Genomic DNA, 14,397 nt, shown 5'->3' on the forward strand with positions numbered 1-14,397 from the left:
GGATGCTGGAAATCCGCAATCTGAATGTCGAAGTGGAAAGCAAGCCGATTCTGCGCGGAGTGGATTTACGCGTGAATGCGGGCGAGGTTCACGCGATCATGGGGCCGAACGGCTCCGGCAAAAGCACACTCGCCCATGTGCTGGCGGGGCGCGAGCAATACGTGGTCACGGGGGGCAGCGTGCACTACGACGGCTGCGACCTGCTCGCGCTTGCGCCCGACGAGCGCGCGCGCCGCGGGCTCTTTCTCGCGTTTCAGTATCCGGTGGAAATACCGGGCGTGAGCAATATCTATCTGCTCAAGGCCGCGCTCAACGCGCAGCGCAAGCATCGTGGCGAGGCGGAACTCGACGCCATGGACTTTCTCGCACTGGTGAAGGAAAAAATGGCGGCCATGGAGATGAAGGAAGACCTGCTCTACCGGGGCGTGAACGAAGGGTTTTCGGGCGGCGAGAAAAAGCGCAACGAGGTGCTGCAGATGACGGTGCTGGAGCCGCGTCTCGCCATTCTCGACGAGACCGATTCCGGGCTCGATATCGACGCGTTGCAACTCGTCGCCCGTGGTGTGAACCAGATGCGCAGCGCGGACCGGGCCATCGTGCTCGTGACGCACTATCAGCGCCTGCTCGACTACATCGTGCCGGACCAGGTACACGTGCTTTCACAGGGGCGCATCGTGCGCTCGGGTTCGCATGAGCTTGCGCTCGAGCTGGAGCGCAAGGGTTATGGCTGGCTCGGCGGGCAGGATGGCGACGAACCGGCAGCGGGGCAGGGCGCCGGCACGCAACACACGGCAGCCGCCAGGGAGCAACGATGAGCGAATCAACGCGCGAGCATTACCGCGACGCCTTCCGCACGATGGCGGGGACGCTGGCTGGCGTCGAGCTGCCGTGGTTGCGCAAGGCGAGACGGCACGCGTTCGACCGGTTCGAGACGCTGGGCTTTCCCGGCACGCAACTCGAAGCGTGGAAATACACCAATGTGATGCCGATTGCGAAGCCGCATTGGCATTTCATGCCTTCGGACGGCGAGCAGACCGACTACGCCCGCCTGATCGACGACCTCGTGCCCGCCGACGCGGGCGGGCGTATCGTGTTCGTGAACGGCCGCCACGTGCCGAAGCTCTCGTCGTTGCCGCCTTTGCCGGAAGGCGCGTTCGTCGGCACGCTTGCACAGGCAATGCGCAGGATTCCTGAGCGGGTCGAATCGATCATGGCGCGGCGTGCGCCCGAGGACGGCTTTGCGGCGCTCAACGGCGCGTTTCGCAGCGACGGCTACATGGTCGTGCTGCCGCCCGGCTGCGCGCTGGACTGGCCGCTGCACGTGCTGTTCTTCAGCAGCGAGGCCGCGCTTGCCATGCACCCGTTCAACGCGGTGGTCGCGGAGCGCGGGGCGCGTTGCTCGATCGTCGAGCAGTTCGCGGGTATTACCGACGAAGCCTATTTCGTCAACACCGCCACGGAAATCGTCGCCGACGAAGAGGCCGACGTTCAGCATTGCCGCATCCAGCAGGAGGCGCGCAGCGCGTTTCATATCGCGCACGTCGGTGTTTCGCAGCGGCGCGCGAGCCACTTCACCTCGCACTCGTTCGCGTTCGGCGGCGCGTTGTCGCGTACGCAGATCGACACGCGTCTGGACGCAGAAGACGCGCAAGTCGACTTGAACGGCCTGTATTTCGTGAGCGCGCGGCAGCACGTGGATCATCACACGCGCATCGACCATGAGATGCCGCGCGGCACCAGCCGGGAATACTATCGCGGCGTGCTCGACGGCGCGTCGCATGCGGTGTTCGACGGCCGCGTGATCGTGCATCAGGACGCGCAGCAGACGAATGCGCATCAAGGCAACGACAATCTGCTGCTCTCGCGCAACGCCGAAATCGACACGAAGCCGCAACTGGAGATTCACGCCGACGACGTGAAGTGCACGCACGGCGCGACCGTCGGCCAGCTCGACGAGAGCCCGCTCTTTTACCTGCGCTCGCGCGGCATAGACGAGCGCATGGCGCGCGCGCTCCTCGTGTGGTCGTTCGCGCGCGTGAGCGTGGATCGCGTGGAAAGCGCCGCGCTGCGCGGCCGGCTCACGCAACAGCTGCTCGCGCGCCTGCCCGGTGGCGAGTACCTGCGGGGACTGTCATGAATCTGCTCGAACCGGTGGGCATTCCCGACGCCGAAGCGGTCGTGGCCTGGCGCCGCGACTTTCCGATTCTGCGGGAAAGCGTGCACGGCAAGCCGCTCGTGTACCTCGACAACGCGGCGACCACGCAGAAGCCCGCGAGCGTGATCGCCGCCGAGCAGGCCTATTACGAGCACGACAATGCCAACGTGCATCGCGGCGTGCATCTGCTGTCGCAGCGCGCGACCGATGCCTACGAGGGCGCCCGCGCGCGCATTGCGCGTTTTATTCACGCGACGCACGAGAAGGAGATCGTGTACACGCGCGGCACCACCGAAGCGATCAATCTGGTGGCGCAAAGCTACGCGCGGCCGCGCCTTGAGCCCGGCGACGAAGTGCTCATCACCGCGATGGAGCATCACTCGAATATCGTGCCGTGGCAACTTGTCTGCGAGCAGACCGGCGCGGTGCTGAAGGTGGCGCCGATCGACGACGACGGCACGCTCGACTTCGACGCCTACGCGCGCCTGCTCGGCCCACGCACGCGCATGGTGGCGGTGTCGCATGCGTCGAACGCGCTGGGCAGTGTCAATCCGCTTGCACAGATGATCGAACTTGCGCATGCGCGCGGCGTGCCGGTGCTGGTCGACGGCGCGCAGGCGATCGCGCATGTTCCCGTGGACGTAGTCGCGCTCGATTGCGACTTCTATGCGTTCTCGGGTCACAAGGTCTATGGCCCGACCGGCATTGGCGCGCTGTACGCGAAGTCTGCGCTACTGGAAGCCATGCCGCCATGGCAGGGCGGCGGCGACATGATCCGCTCCGTGACGTTCGAGAAGACCGAGTACAACGTGATTCCATGGCGGTTCGAAGCGGGCACGCCGAACATTGCGGGGGCGATCGGGCTCGGCGCCGCACTGGACTACATAAGTGCAATTGGCCTGGAAGTAGCGCAACGGCACGAGGCCGATCTGCTCGCGTATGCCGACGAAGCATTGCGTGGGATGCCTAACGTGCGAAGGATCGGAACGGCGAAAGAAAAACTCGGCATCCTCTCGTTCGTCATGGAGAACGCGCACGCCCACGACATCGGCACGATACTCGACCAGTGCGGCGTCGCGGTGCGCACGGGCCATCATTGCGCGATGCCGGTGATGGACCGCTATGGCGTGCCGGCCACGGTGCGCGCTTCGTTTGCGCTGTACAACACACGCGCCGAAGTCGACGCGCTGCTCGACGGCCTCGCGCGTGTAGAAGAGGTGTTCCCGCTATGAGCGACTTGCGCGACCTGTACCAGGAAACGATCTTCGACCACTACCGGCGGCCGCGGAACTGCCACACGGTGCCCGGCGCGACGCATAGCGCCGAAGGCTACAACCCGTTGTGCGGCGACCGCGTCACGTTGTATCTGCGTATCGAGGACGGCGTGGTCAAGGAAGCCGGGTTCGAGGGCGCGGGGTGCGCGATCGCCACGGCTTCGGCTTCGTTGATGACCGAAGCGCTCAAGGGCCGCACGCAGGCGGAAGTCGAGGCGCTGTTCGAACGCTTCCACGCGATGGCGACGGCGCCTTCGGACCGCCCGGCCTCTGCCGAAGGTCTCGGCAAGCTCGCGGTGCTCGCGGGCGTGCGCGAATTTCCGGCGCGCATCAAATGCGCGACGCTGGCGTGGCACACGCTGCACGCCGCGTTGCGCGACGAGCGCGGAACCGTATCGACGGAATGAGGCCGCGCGGGCCTGGAGGCATATGACGATGAATACGCAAACGGCGAGCAACGACTTGCGCGAACGCGTGATCGACGCGTTGCGCTCGGTGTTCGATCCGGAGATACCGGTGAACATCTATGATCTGGGGCTCGTGTATCAACTCGACGTGGATGCCGAAACGGGGCACGTGATGATCCGCATGACGCTGACCGCGCCGGGCTGCCCGGTCGCGCAAACCTTCCCTGGCACGGTCGAAGAATACGTGAACGAAGTGGAAGGCGTGAGCGAAACGAACGTCGAGTTGGTTTGGGACCCGCCGTGGACGAGAGCGCGCATGTCCGAAGCGGCGCTGCTGCAACTGGGGATGCTCTGATATGGCCGACTGGGTGGACGTGGCGCCATACGCCGAGTTTGAACCGGGTTCCGTACGCAGCGTCGATGTGGACGGCACGGCGGTCGCCGTATTCAATCTCGAAGGGACCTGTTATGCGATCGAGGATACCTGTCCGCACGACGGCGGCGTGCTGACGGGCGGCGCCGTGGAGGGCGACGAGGTGATTTGCCCGCGCCATGGCGCCCGTTTTTGCATCAAGACGGGCAAGGTTCTCGCGCCGCCCGCGTATGAGGACGTCGCGGTGTTCGCAGTGCGCGTGGAAGCGGGCATGGTGCAAGTGCGCGATACACGCTGGGATGAGGGCTTTTCCTGAGAGCGGAAGCCATGCAGGCGCCTCACGCACAGTTGTCAGCGGCATAATGGCTGCGCGGATCGATGCAATGGCCGGTCGACTCAATCAAGTCGACCGCGCCGCATTCCGCGCTTTGCATGCGTTGCAACTATCGAGAGGCATCCATGAAGGCACTGTTCCATCTCGCAGCGGCCGCCGCGGCAGGCACGCTCGTCATGTTCTATCTGGACCCGGTTTCCGGGCCGCGTCGCCGCGCGAAGCTGCGCACGCCGCCGTTTTCGCGCCGTGGCGGCCGCGTGAACGCCCACGGCCACGCGGCTGAGCTGGGCGTAGACGGCGAACTGGCGGGCCCGGGCGGCGGCATTGGCACGGCGCCGTGAGCGCGTCGAGGCGAGCGTCTTGCGCAACGGCGGCTGTAAAATGCAAACCCACCGCAGAAGGAGCCCACCATGTCCGCTCTGTTGCCCGACCTGAATCATCGCGTTGCGCTCGTGACTGGCGGCTCGCGCGGGATCGGGCGGGCCATTGCCCTGGCACTGGCTTCGGCTGGCGCGGCGGTTGGCGTGAACTACCGGCAGCGCGCTGACGAAGCGGACCAGGTCGTCGCGGAGATCGAAAGCGCCGGCGGCCGCGCGCTCGCGGTGCGCGCCGATGTGTCGTCGGCGAGTGACGTCACCAGCATGATTGGCGAGATCGAGCGCCGCCTCGGCGCGGTCGATGTGCTCGTGAACAACGCCGGCACGGGCACGTTCAGCGACATCGAGTCGATTACGGAGGCCGAATTCGACCATACGCTCGCCGTCAATCTCAAGTCGGCGTTTCTTTGCACGCAGGCGGTGCTGCCCGGCATGCGCGCACGCCGCTGGGGCCGCATCGTCAATCTTTCGTCCGTCGCCGCGCGCGGCGCAGGCCTCGTCGGCATTCATTACAACGCTTCGAAGGCGGGTCTCGAAGGCTTGACGCGTGGCTACGCCTCACGCGTGGCACGGGAAGGCGTGACCGTGAACGCCGTGGCGCCGGGACCCATCGACACGGAGATGGCCGCGCCGCTGAAAGCCGCGAACATCGCCGAGCGGCTGCCCGTCGGCCGCCTCGGTGAAGCCGATGAGGTCGCACAGGTCGTGTTGATGGTGGTCGGCAACGGCTTCGTCACGGGGCAAACCATTGCCGTCAACGGCGGCGTCAGTTTCATCTAGGCCGCCTGTTCCATTGCCGGCCGCCGCACTGCGGCTCAATTCATTTTATTCAGCTCGTTTGCTAACCGGCGCGCGCGGGTTAGCAATCTTCATACCTGAAATCCCGGTGGCCTTTATCGTTGCGTCGGCAACTGAGCGTGCCAATCGAATGCCGAGTGCCGATTCAGCGCCAAACTTTCCAATCGAAAATATTTCGTAAGGAGTCTGACGCTGAGCATTCATAACCCGATGCTTTAATCCTCATGCCGTGTAGCCTCCGCATTCAGCTGGCATGAGCGCCACGATGCGAGCTGCATAACGCCTTCACCCGGCTTCACGGTGATCCCGACAATACGAAACCAACCAGGAGCCGAAAATGCAATGGCGTCACGTCGCAGTTGGTTCGCTCACAGCCGCAGCATTCGCATCGACAATTGCGTGGAGTGCTGGTGACGATCACGACAAGAATCATCCGGAACACAATCACACCGCCACTCCGATCAAGCACCTGGTCGTGATTTATGGCGAGAACGTCTCGTTCGACCATTACTTCGCGACCTACCCGCATGCGACCAACCCGTCCGGCGAGCCAGCATTCAAGGCGCAACCGGGCACGCCCGAAGTGAACGGTCTGACGGGCACGCTGCTGACGAAGAATCCGAACTTCACGAATGCGGCCAATGGCACGGGCGCTGCCAATCCGTTCCGTCTGGATCGGACCCAGGCGGCCACGGCCGACCAGAACCACGCCTATACGGCCGAGCAGCAGGCGTACGACGACGGCCATGCCGACCTCTTCCCGTTGTACACGGGTAACGGCACGAGCGGCGGCGCCGGCGCGTTCGGCACGAAGGGCCAGGTGATGGGCTACTACGACGGCAACACCGTCACGGCGCTGTGGAACTACGCGCAGCACTTCGCGATGAGCGATAACGCCTATACGTCGACCTACGGTCCGTCGACGCCCGGTGCGCTCGAAGTGGTCTCGGGCCAGACCAACGGCATGAAGGTTGTGCTCACGACCAAGAAGCCTTCGACCGCCGGTTCGTACTATGTGAACGACGGGCAGAACGGTTTTACGATGATCAACGACGTCGATCCGGCCTACGACCTCTGCTCGAGCGCGACCGACCAGGCGCAGATGACCGGCAAGAATATCGGCGACCTGCTGAACGCGCGTAGCGTTTCGTGGGGCGGCTTCATGGGCGGCTTCAACCTCGCGACGACGAACAGCAACGGCACGACCGGCTGCAAGCGCAGCACGGTCTCGCCGGTGGTGGGCTCGGCTACCGCCGACTATATTCCGCACCACAACTGGTTCCAGTACTATGCTTCGACCTCGAACCCGCAGCATCTGCGTCCGAGCTCGCTCGCCGCGATCGGTCACACCGAGGGCAAGAACGGCAACCCCGACCCGGCGAATCACCAGTACGATACCGACGACTTCTTCGCTGCCGTGAAGGCGGGCAATTTCCCGTCGGTGAGCTTCCTGAAGGCTCCGGCCTACCAGGACGGCCACGCCGGTTATTCGGATCCGCTCGACGAGCAGGCTTTCGTCACGAAGGTCGTGAACTTCCTGCAGGATCAGCATGACTGGGAAGATACGGCCGTGATCGTGGCATGGGATGACTCGGACGGCTGGTACGACCATGCCTACGCGCAGCCCACCAGCGCTTCGTACGACAGCGTGGCCGACCAGCTGACGGCCGCCGGCATCTGCGGCACGGGTTCGGCGCCCGCCGGCCTGAACGGCAAGCCCGTGAACGGCCGCTGCGGTCCGGGCACGCGCATTCCGTTCGTCGTGATCTCGCCGTGGGCGCGCGAGAACTACGTCGACCATACGCTGATCGACCAGTCTTCCGTGGTGCGTTTCATCGAAGACAACTGGCTTGACGGTCAGCGCATCGGCGGCGGTTCGTTCGATGCGACGGCCGGCAGCATCATGGGCATGTTCGACTTCGACCGCCGCGGCCGCGGCCACGAAGATCGCAGGCTGTACCTCGATCCGACGACGGGCGTGGTGCTCGACAAGGCACCGAAGGTTTGACCGTTGAGGATCGCTGATCGTTGTTGATCGGTAGAAAGAAGCGCGCCCCTGCCAGATTCGTCGGGAAGGGGCGCGCTGTGTTTTTCAGCAGCCGATCATGCGGGGCGGGAAGCGTGCCCGTGATCGCCTGTTCCGCGCGCGTCGTCGTATTCGCGCGAAATATCCTTGTTCGTGTAATCGCCCATGCGCCAGGCGGCGAGCAGACTGATCACACCGCACACGGCGATATAGATCGCGATTGCATAACCCGTGCGGTAATACGCAAAGAGCGCCGTTGCGATCAGCGGCGCCGGGCCGCCCGCAATCACGGAAGCCAGCTGATAACCGAGCGAGGCGCCGCTGTACCGCAGCCGCCCCGTGAACGATTCGGCGATGAACGCCGCCTGCGGACCATAGAGCATGGCGTGCGGCACGAGCGAAAGCACCACGGCCGCGAAAATCAAAGCCGTGTTTTTCGTATCCAGCATGCCGAAGTAGATAAAGCCGAAGATGCCCGCGGCCAACGCGCCGATCATGTACATGCGCTTGCGTCCGATCAGGTCGGACACGTGCCCAAAGAACGGAATGGTCACGAACTGCAGCACGGCGGCAGCCAGAACCGCAGTGAGCATGAGGTCGCGCGAAACGTGCAGTGTCTTCACGCCATACGTGAAGACGAAGGCCGTGTAGATGTAGAACGGCGCCTGTTCGGCCATGCGCGCCAACGCCGAGAGGAGAATGTCCTTGGGTTGGCGGCGAATGACCTCCAGCATCGGCGTTTTCTCGATCTTGTTCTCGGCGAGGAGCTTCGCGAAGATCGGCGTTTCGAGAATGCTCAGCCGGATATAGAGGCCGATCGCGACGAGCACGATACTCAGCAGGAACGGCACCCGCCATCCCCACGTCATGAAGGCGTCTCCGGAGAACGCGCTGACGGCGAGCACCACGAGATTGGCGATGAAGAGTCCCGCCGGCACGCCGAATTGCGGCCAGGAAGCAACGAAGCCGCGGTGCGAATTGGTGCGCGCCCACTCCATCGACATCAGGACCGACCCGCCCCATTCGCCGCCCACGCCCACGCCCTGGATGAAGCGCAGCACCGTGAGCAGAACGGCGCCCCAGATGCCGATCGAGGCATAGGTCGGAACGAAGGCCACGGCGAAGGTGGCGACTCCCATGAGCAGCAGCGTGACGATCAGCGTGGCTTTGCGGCCGACGCGATCGCCATAGTGGCCGAAAATGGCCGCGCCGACTGGCCGTGCGACGAAGCCCACGGCATAGATCAGAAAGGCCTGCAGGGTGCCGACTAGCGGGTCGGATTCAGGAAAGTACAGCTTCGCGAAGATAAGCCCGGTGACAATGCTGTAGAGGAAAAAGTCGTACCATTCGATCGTCGTGCCGATGGTGCTGGCAATTACGGCGCGGCGCAACTGGCGTTGGGCGTCTTCGTCCGAAAGGAGCGTGGCTCCCGGTTGATCGGCATTCATTTCGCACCCCCAAGGCAAGGGCGATATGGCCAATGCAAAACGCATGACCAGGGTCCCGGTGGTGCGCAAAAAACGTGCCCCGATCGGCCGGGATGTTGGCTTCGCCGGATCGGGTGGAAGTGATACGTCCCTCGCTATCGCTCCATCCTGATCGGCATGGGTTGAGACGTCGTGATACAGCTCGATGATATATCACGTTGTGATGCAGTGTGCGCTTTTGAACGAAATCGCCATGCGGCAGTGCATCACGGAAGACGGAGGCGCGATGACTCCACCGCTATCCTCGCAGGCCCTCAGCCCTTCTGAGTATATTGCGCGGCATCTGCAGAATTTCGCCTCGAACACGCCGGCTTCGGCGAGTGTCGATCAGCACGCGCAATTGACGGTATGGAATGAGCACGTATTCGTCGTCGCCGGCATTTTGTTCGTCGTGCTCGCGTGCATCGGCGCGCGCCGGGACAAGTGGGCGCTGTTTACGCTGAATCCCGGGGTGTCGTTCGGCCGGCGTCTTTATCTCTGGTGGTCCTGCGCCTGGCGTCAGTGGCTCGCGAGCGCGCTGCTCTTCGTGGTGGCCTTCTCCGTGTTGCGCTTATCGCTCGGAAAGATCGCGACGCCGCTCATGGCGTTCGCCGCGAACCGGGTGCCGCACGACCTCGCGCAATCTTCGCCGGCCATTTCGCTTGCGATTGCCGGCATGCCCTTCATCGTGCCCATGCTCGCATATTTGCTGCTCAGCCTGCCGCTCGTGGGGTACATGGTGCGGCGCGGACTGGCCGCGCACGCCATGCCCGCACCCAGGCGTTTCGGCTTCTGGCGCGCCACGCTGCTCGGCTTGATCACGTATGCGTGGACCTTGCCGGCCAGCCTCGCCATTACCAATGTAGGGGTCTCCTCTGCGCAGCCACTTGCAAACGCACTGCGCGCGATACTGCTTGTGGCATGGGGCATGTATATCGTGCTGCCGCGCCAGGTGCGCAGCGTCGCGCGCCTGGCCGCCCCTCGGTAGCGGGGACTTCAGGCCGCCAGGTCGACGACCGCCTTCAGCGGTATCAGCCGCCATTCGCCGGCGGTCGCGAAAGCGACGATCTGCGAGAACGTGGCGGGCGCGTTGCTGAAGATCTCGGCTTCGAGCGCGGGTGCGCTACCAATGCGATGGATGATCGAATCCGGGTCCTCGTCCAGCAGCCCGTAAAACACCTCGACGACGATGCGGCCCCCCACTGGGCCAAGGCGCGTCAATGCGCCGACGCCGAGCTTGCCGTCCTGCGTGCCGAGCATGTCGTCTTCACTGAACGTCTCGCCGACGGGCGCGAGTTCGAGCACCGGCCGTTGCGCTTCAGCGAGGATATAAAACCATAGCGGCGTATCGTCCTTGAACGTGTCGCCCAGCGCCGGGCTCGCGCCATCCGCATTCAGCGAGGCAATGCGATCGAAGCGGAAGGTCTTCGACGGATCGCTCGAAACCTGGGTGCGCACCACGAGTTCGTCGGGACCGAGCGGCGTCACGCCGAGCGCGCTCGCCACCGTTTCACCGCTTGGCAGGCCATAGACGTTGCCGCGCAACAGGTTGAGCATGGCCAGCGAACGAAAGCCCTTCGCCGATGCGAGATTGTTTGCCGCGTCGGGAATCGGCACATCGGACACGCTGTGCGGAAGTTTCGAAAGCGGATCGACGATCGATGGATCGAGCTTGTACGCGTATTGCAGACGCTTGACGTCGTTCGAGGCATTGTCGGCAACGCCGGTGGCGGCCTTGTTTGCGCCATCGAGTCCGGGCCCGCCTTTCTCGCCCGGCAACGGATGCTCGCGCGGGAAGAAGCGCTGCCAGTCGTCGATCACGTGTGTTTCGGGCAGCCGGTCGAAACCGACGAGGCTGTCCTTGTTGGCATTCGTGCCGTCGAATATCGGTGCACTGAAGTTGTCGTTCAGCACATAGCCGTTGCGCACGCCCGAGTGGCCATACCGGTACGCGGCCCCGGTGAATTCGCGCGGCAGGTTGCGTCTCGCCGGGCCCGGACCATAAAGCTTGTAGGCATGCGCGCGGTCCTGCTCGTGCGCGGTCACGAATGCATCGACGACGGACGAATCGACGATCCGACGCAGGAAGTCTTCGACCAGCACGCGCTGATACGCCCAGCGCACCTGTGCGCGCGCCGCTTCGAACAGATCGCTTCCGCGCAGCGTGACGTCGGCTTTCGCGAGCCGCGCGACCACGCGGTTATGAAAACGCAGGAACAGCATCTGGATCTGGCAGACGATCGAATTCTCGTCGTTGCGCTTGTCGCCGATAATCGCGCGAGCGTTATAGGCATTCCCGGTTCGCGGCAGATCGTCGTGACCTTCGATCAGCGAGGCGCCCTGATAAATCCCTTTGTGCGGGTGGTTTTCGTCCGCATACATGTAGGGCGCGTCGTCGGGTCCTGGGCCGTATACGTTATCGAGGTCGAAGCGCGGCGTGCGCAGGTTCGTCGGCAGCTGTCCGGTCTTGCGCGCCTGGATCAAGGTTAGCTGCGACGTGGTATCGAGCGTCAGGTCGTGATCGATGAACTGGCCGAAATACGTGTAGCCGGCCGGTACATAAAGGTTCTCCTCCGGGTCGGGATCGTTCGATACGGTGTCCGCTGCTGACTGCATGCCTCGCGCGAGTACGGCGAGGTGCGCAGGGTCATAGTGATTGAAGCGCGGCGGGAAAATCGAAGTCAACTCTTCGTTCAGGCCGCTCATCCCCGCATGGGCTTCGACGAGGTTGCGCGGTGTACCTTTGGGATTCACTATCGTTCTCCTAAGTAATTCATCGCAGAAAAGACACTTCGCAAGCATGCTGGCGAAGGACCCCGTTCGACTTCAGGCTGAGTGGATTATTTTGAGGTGATGGCGGCGACGATCGCCGCAAACGGAGAGGGCGGATTGACAGGAAGCAGGATTAATTTTTCTGAAAGCTTTGAATGTGCGCTAACCCACGCTTGGGCGGCGCTTCGATTTGCGAACGTTCGACAACGCAGGCAGGCAATCGCGAATCGCGCCCAGGCGGCCCGGTTGATGGTTACGTGACGGTATTCGCGTGCTGCGCGCCGAACTGCAGCGCCGCGAGCTGCGCATAAAGCGGCGAACTCTGCAGCAGGTCCGCATGCCGGCCTTGCGCCACGATGCGGCCCTGCTCCATGACGATGATGCAGTCGGCCTGCTGCACGGTGGCGAGGCGATGCGCGATGACGAGCGTCGTGCGGTTTTGGGCAGCGTTGTCCAGCGCGGTTTGCACAAGGCGTTCGCTCGCGGCGTCGAGGGCGCTGGTGGCCTCGTCAAGCAGCAGAATGGGCGGGTTCTTGAGGATCGCGCGCGCAATGGCAATGCGCTGACGCTGACCGCCTGAAAGGCGCACGCCGCGCTCGCCGAGGAACGTGTCGTAGCCTTGCGGCAGTTCCTCGATAAAGCCGGCTGCCGCCGCCATGGAGGCGGCGCGCTGCACGGCTTCGAGCGTCGCGTCGGGCGAGCCGTAGCGAATGTTGTCGAGCACGCTGCCCGAGAAGATCACCGACTCCTGCAGCACGACGCCGATCGCCTGGCGCAGCGCCGCGAGCGACACCTGTTGCGTCGGCACACCGTTGATGCTGAGGCTGCCCGATTGCGGGTCGTAAAAGCGCAGCAGCAATTGAAAGAGCGTGGTCTTGCCCGCGCCCGACGGACCGACCAGGGCGACATGTTCGCCCGGGCGCACGTCGAGCGAGAAGGCGTCGAGCGCGGCAATGCCAGGGCGCGAAGGGTAGGAGAAGCCAACGTTGTCGAAGCGGATGCCCGCGCCATGAGCGGGCAGCGGCACGGTTGCCGCCGCCTGCGCCACCGGCGAGCGCGCGGCGAGCAGTTGCAGCAGCCGTTCGGTGGCGCCCGCGGCCCGTTGCAGATCGCCCCACACTTCGGCAACGGCGCCCACGGCGCCGGCCGTGAACACCGCGTAGAGAATGAACTGGGAGAGCTGGCCGGCGCTCATCTGCCCGGCCAGTACCGCCTGCGCACCGAGCCAGAGCACGAACACGACGGCGGCGAACACGAACACGATCACCACGGCCGTCAATCCGGCACGCGCCCGAATGCGTGTGAGCGCCGTTTCGAAGGCCGCTTCCACGGCGCCCCCAAAGCGCTTTGCCTCGAACGACTCCTGGGCATACGACTGCACCGTGGGCATGGCGTTGAGCACTTCGCCCGCCAGGGCGCTTGCGCTCGCCACCTTGTCCTGGCTCGCGCGCGAAAGCCGCCGCACGCGCCGCCCGAAGATGACGATAGGTGCGACCACAACGACCAGTGTCGCGATGATGTAGCCGGACAGCACCGGGCTCGTCGCGACGAGCATCGCCACGCCGCCGACCGTGAGGAGCACGTTGCGCAGGCCCAGCGAGAGGCTGGTGCCCACCACGGTCTGGATCAGGGTCGTGTCGGTGGTGAGGCGCGAGAGCACTTCGCCCGTCTGCGTGGTCTCGAAGAACTGCGGGCTCATGCGTATCACGTGGTCGTACACGGCGCGCCGCATGTCGGCCGTCACCCGCTCGCCGAGCCACGAGACCCAGTAGAAGCGCAGCGCCGTCGCCGCGGCGAGGATCAGCGAAACCACGAAGAGCGCGATGAAATAGCGGTCGATATGCGTGCGATCGCCGCTCGCGAAGCCACGGTCGATCAGGTACTTGAATGCCACCGGCAGCGCGAGCGTCGCGCCCGCCGAGGTCAGGAGCGCGAGGAAAGCAAGCGCCCAGCGTCCCGCATAGGGGCGCAGGAAGGGCAAAAGGGCGAAGAGGGGCGCGACGCGGGAAGGGCGGCGGGCGGCGACATCTGGCATGGAGCTTCCTGGCGGATCGACAATGAAGGGATTGTGCCAGCCCGAGGCGGGGCGAGGCTGGCACGGGTTTATTGCGCGGGCGGCGCGGCGCCATTGCGCAGTTGCTCGCGCTCCTCGGGCGTCATGTGCTGCCATTGTTGCCACTGGTGCCAGTGCATGCGTCGGCGGCAGCCGCCATGCCCGCGGAAACCGCCGAACAGGATCCGGCACAGCACCAGCAGTCCGATTGCGCGCGGATAGTCGATGGCATGTGCATTGGCGACGATCGCCGGTGCGATCCAGTTCCACAGGCCCATGACGATTGCGCCCAGCAGTGCGATGACCGCCGCCATCAGCAGCGCCTTGGCGAATATTTTGCGGCGAAACTTCATTCCATTCTC

At 64.3% G+C, this 14,397-nt stretch carries 13 protein-coding genes and 1 pseudogene; 10 read left to right on the forward strand and 4 right to left on the reverse strand.

The window, feature by feature from the left end; all coding sequences use genetic code 11:
* Positions 1–2: 2 nt before the first annotated feature.
* The 9 genes and pseudogenes from sufC to AB3X99_RS15460 all read left to right on the forward strand — a co-directional run.
* The gene (gene sufC / locus AB3X99_RS15420; protein ID WP_069262279.1) at positions 3–815 is read left to right on the forward strand and encodes a Fe-S cluster assembly ATPase SufC; all 813 of its coding nucleotides are present in this window, start codon (positions 3–5) and stop codon (positions 813–815) included.
* The gene (gene sufD, locus AB3X99_RS15425; protein WP_069262278.1) at positions 812–2,137 is read left to right on the forward strand and encodes a Fe-S cluster assembly protein SufD; all 1,326 of its coding nucleotides are present in this window, start codon (positions 812–814) and stop codon (positions 2,135–2,137) included. Before sufC ends, sufD begins: the two co-directional genes overlap by 4 nt.
* Complete coding sequence (locus AB3X99_RS15430) at positions 2,134–3,387, forward strand: SufS family cysteine desulfurase (protein WP_368617413.1); 1,254 nt, start codon at positions 2,134–2,136, stop codon at positions 3,385–3,387. The genes sufD and AB3X99_RS15430 overlap by 4 nt, the downstream gene beginning before the upstream one ends.
* Positions 3,384–3,836 carry a Fe-S cluster assembly sulfur transfer protein SufU gene (gene sufU, locus AB3X99_RS15435; protein WP_368617414.1) on the forward strand — a complete coding sequence of 151 codons (453 nt, stop codon included), beginning with the start codon at positions 3,384–3,386 and terminating at the stop codon, positions 3,834–3,836. The genes AB3X99_RS15430 and sufU overlap by 4 nt, the downstream gene beginning before the upstream one ends.
* Positions 3,837–3,864: 28 nt before the next feature.
* Positions 3,865–4,191 (forward strand): SUF system Fe-S cluster assembly protein, encoded by a 327-nt coding sequence (locus tag AB3X99_RS15440; RefSeq protein WP_368604657.1) that lies wholly within the window; start codon positions 3,865–3,867, stop codon positions 4,189–4,191.
* A gap of 1 nt (position 4,192) precedes the next feature.
* Positions 4,193–4,525: a non-heme iron oxygenase ferredoxin subunit gene (locus AB3X99_RS15445; RefSeq protein WP_069262274.1), complete on the forward strand. Its 333-nt coding sequence runs from the start codon at positions 4,193–4,195 to the stop codon at positions 4,523–4,525.
* Between the two features lie 143 nt (positions 4,526–4,668).
* Positions 4,669–4,884 (forward strand): hypothetical protein, encoded by a 216-nt coding sequence (locus AB3X99_RS15450; protein WP_069262273.1) that lies wholly within the window; start codon positions 4,669–4,671, stop codon positions 4,882–4,884.
* Between the two features lie 69 nt (positions 4,885–4,953).
* Positions 4,954–5,700, forward strand: a complete 747-nt coding sequence (locus AB3X99_RS15455) for an SDR family NAD(P)-dependent oxidoreductase (RefSeq protein WP_368617415.1) — start codon at positions 4,954–4,956, stop codon at positions 5,698–5,700.
* Positions 5,701–6,166: 466 nt separating this feature from the next.
* Positions 6,167–7,726: pseudogene (locus tag AB3X99_RS15460) on the forward strand (phospholipase C); the annotation flags it as partial.
* Positions 7,727–7,821: 95 nt separating this feature from the next.
* Here AB3X99_RS15460 and AB3X99_RS15465 read toward each other — a convergent pair.
* Positions 7,822–9,192 (reverse strand): MFS transporter, encoded by a 1,371-nt coding sequence (locus AB3X99_RS15465; protein WP_069262271.1) that lies wholly within the window; start codon positions 9,190–9,192, stop codon positions 7,822–7,824.
* Positions 9,193–9,457: 265 nt separating this feature from the next.
* Here AB3X99_RS15465 and AB3X99_RS15470 point away from each other — a divergent pair, with 265 nt between their 5' ends.
* Positions 9,458–10,198, forward strand: coding sequence for a hypothetical protein (locus AB3X99_RS15470; RefSeq protein WP_141710579.1), 741 nt, complete (start codon positions 9,458–9,460; stop codon positions 10,196–10,198).
* 8 nt (positions 10,199–10,206) lie between these two features.
* On the opposite strand, the gene AB3X99_RS15475 is transcribed toward AB3X99_RS15470, so the two are convergent.
* From AB3X99_RS15475 to AB3X99_RS15485, 3 genes are all read right to left on the reverse strand, one after another.
* A complete protein-coding gene (locus AB3X99_RS15475) occupies positions 10,207–11,964 on the reverse strand; it encodes a peroxidase family protein (protein ID WP_368617416.1) in 1,758 nt (585 codons plus the stop codon).
* A 271-nt stretch (positions 11,965–12,235) separates the two neighbouring features.
* Positions 12,236–14,017, reverse strand: coding sequence for an ABC transporter transmembrane domain-containing protein (locus AB3X99_RS15480; protein WP_368617417.1), 1,782 nt, complete (start codon positions 14,015–14,017; stop codon positions 12,236–12,238).
* 68 nt (positions 14,018–14,085) lie between these two features.
* Positions 14,086–14,388, reverse strand: a complete 303-nt coding sequence (locus AB3X99_RS15485; RefSeq protein WP_368617418.1) for a hypothetical protein — start codon at positions 14,386–14,388, stop codon at positions 14,086–14,088.
* Positions 14,389–14,397 lie beyond the last annotated feature (9 nt).

Origin of the sequence: Paraburkholderia sp. BR10882 (assembly GCF_040948855.1) — a bacterium.
GTDB classification, from domain to species: domain Bacteria; phylum Pseudomonadota; class Gammaproteobacteria; order Burkholderiales; family Burkholderiaceae; genus Paraburkholderia; species Paraburkholderia nodosa_A.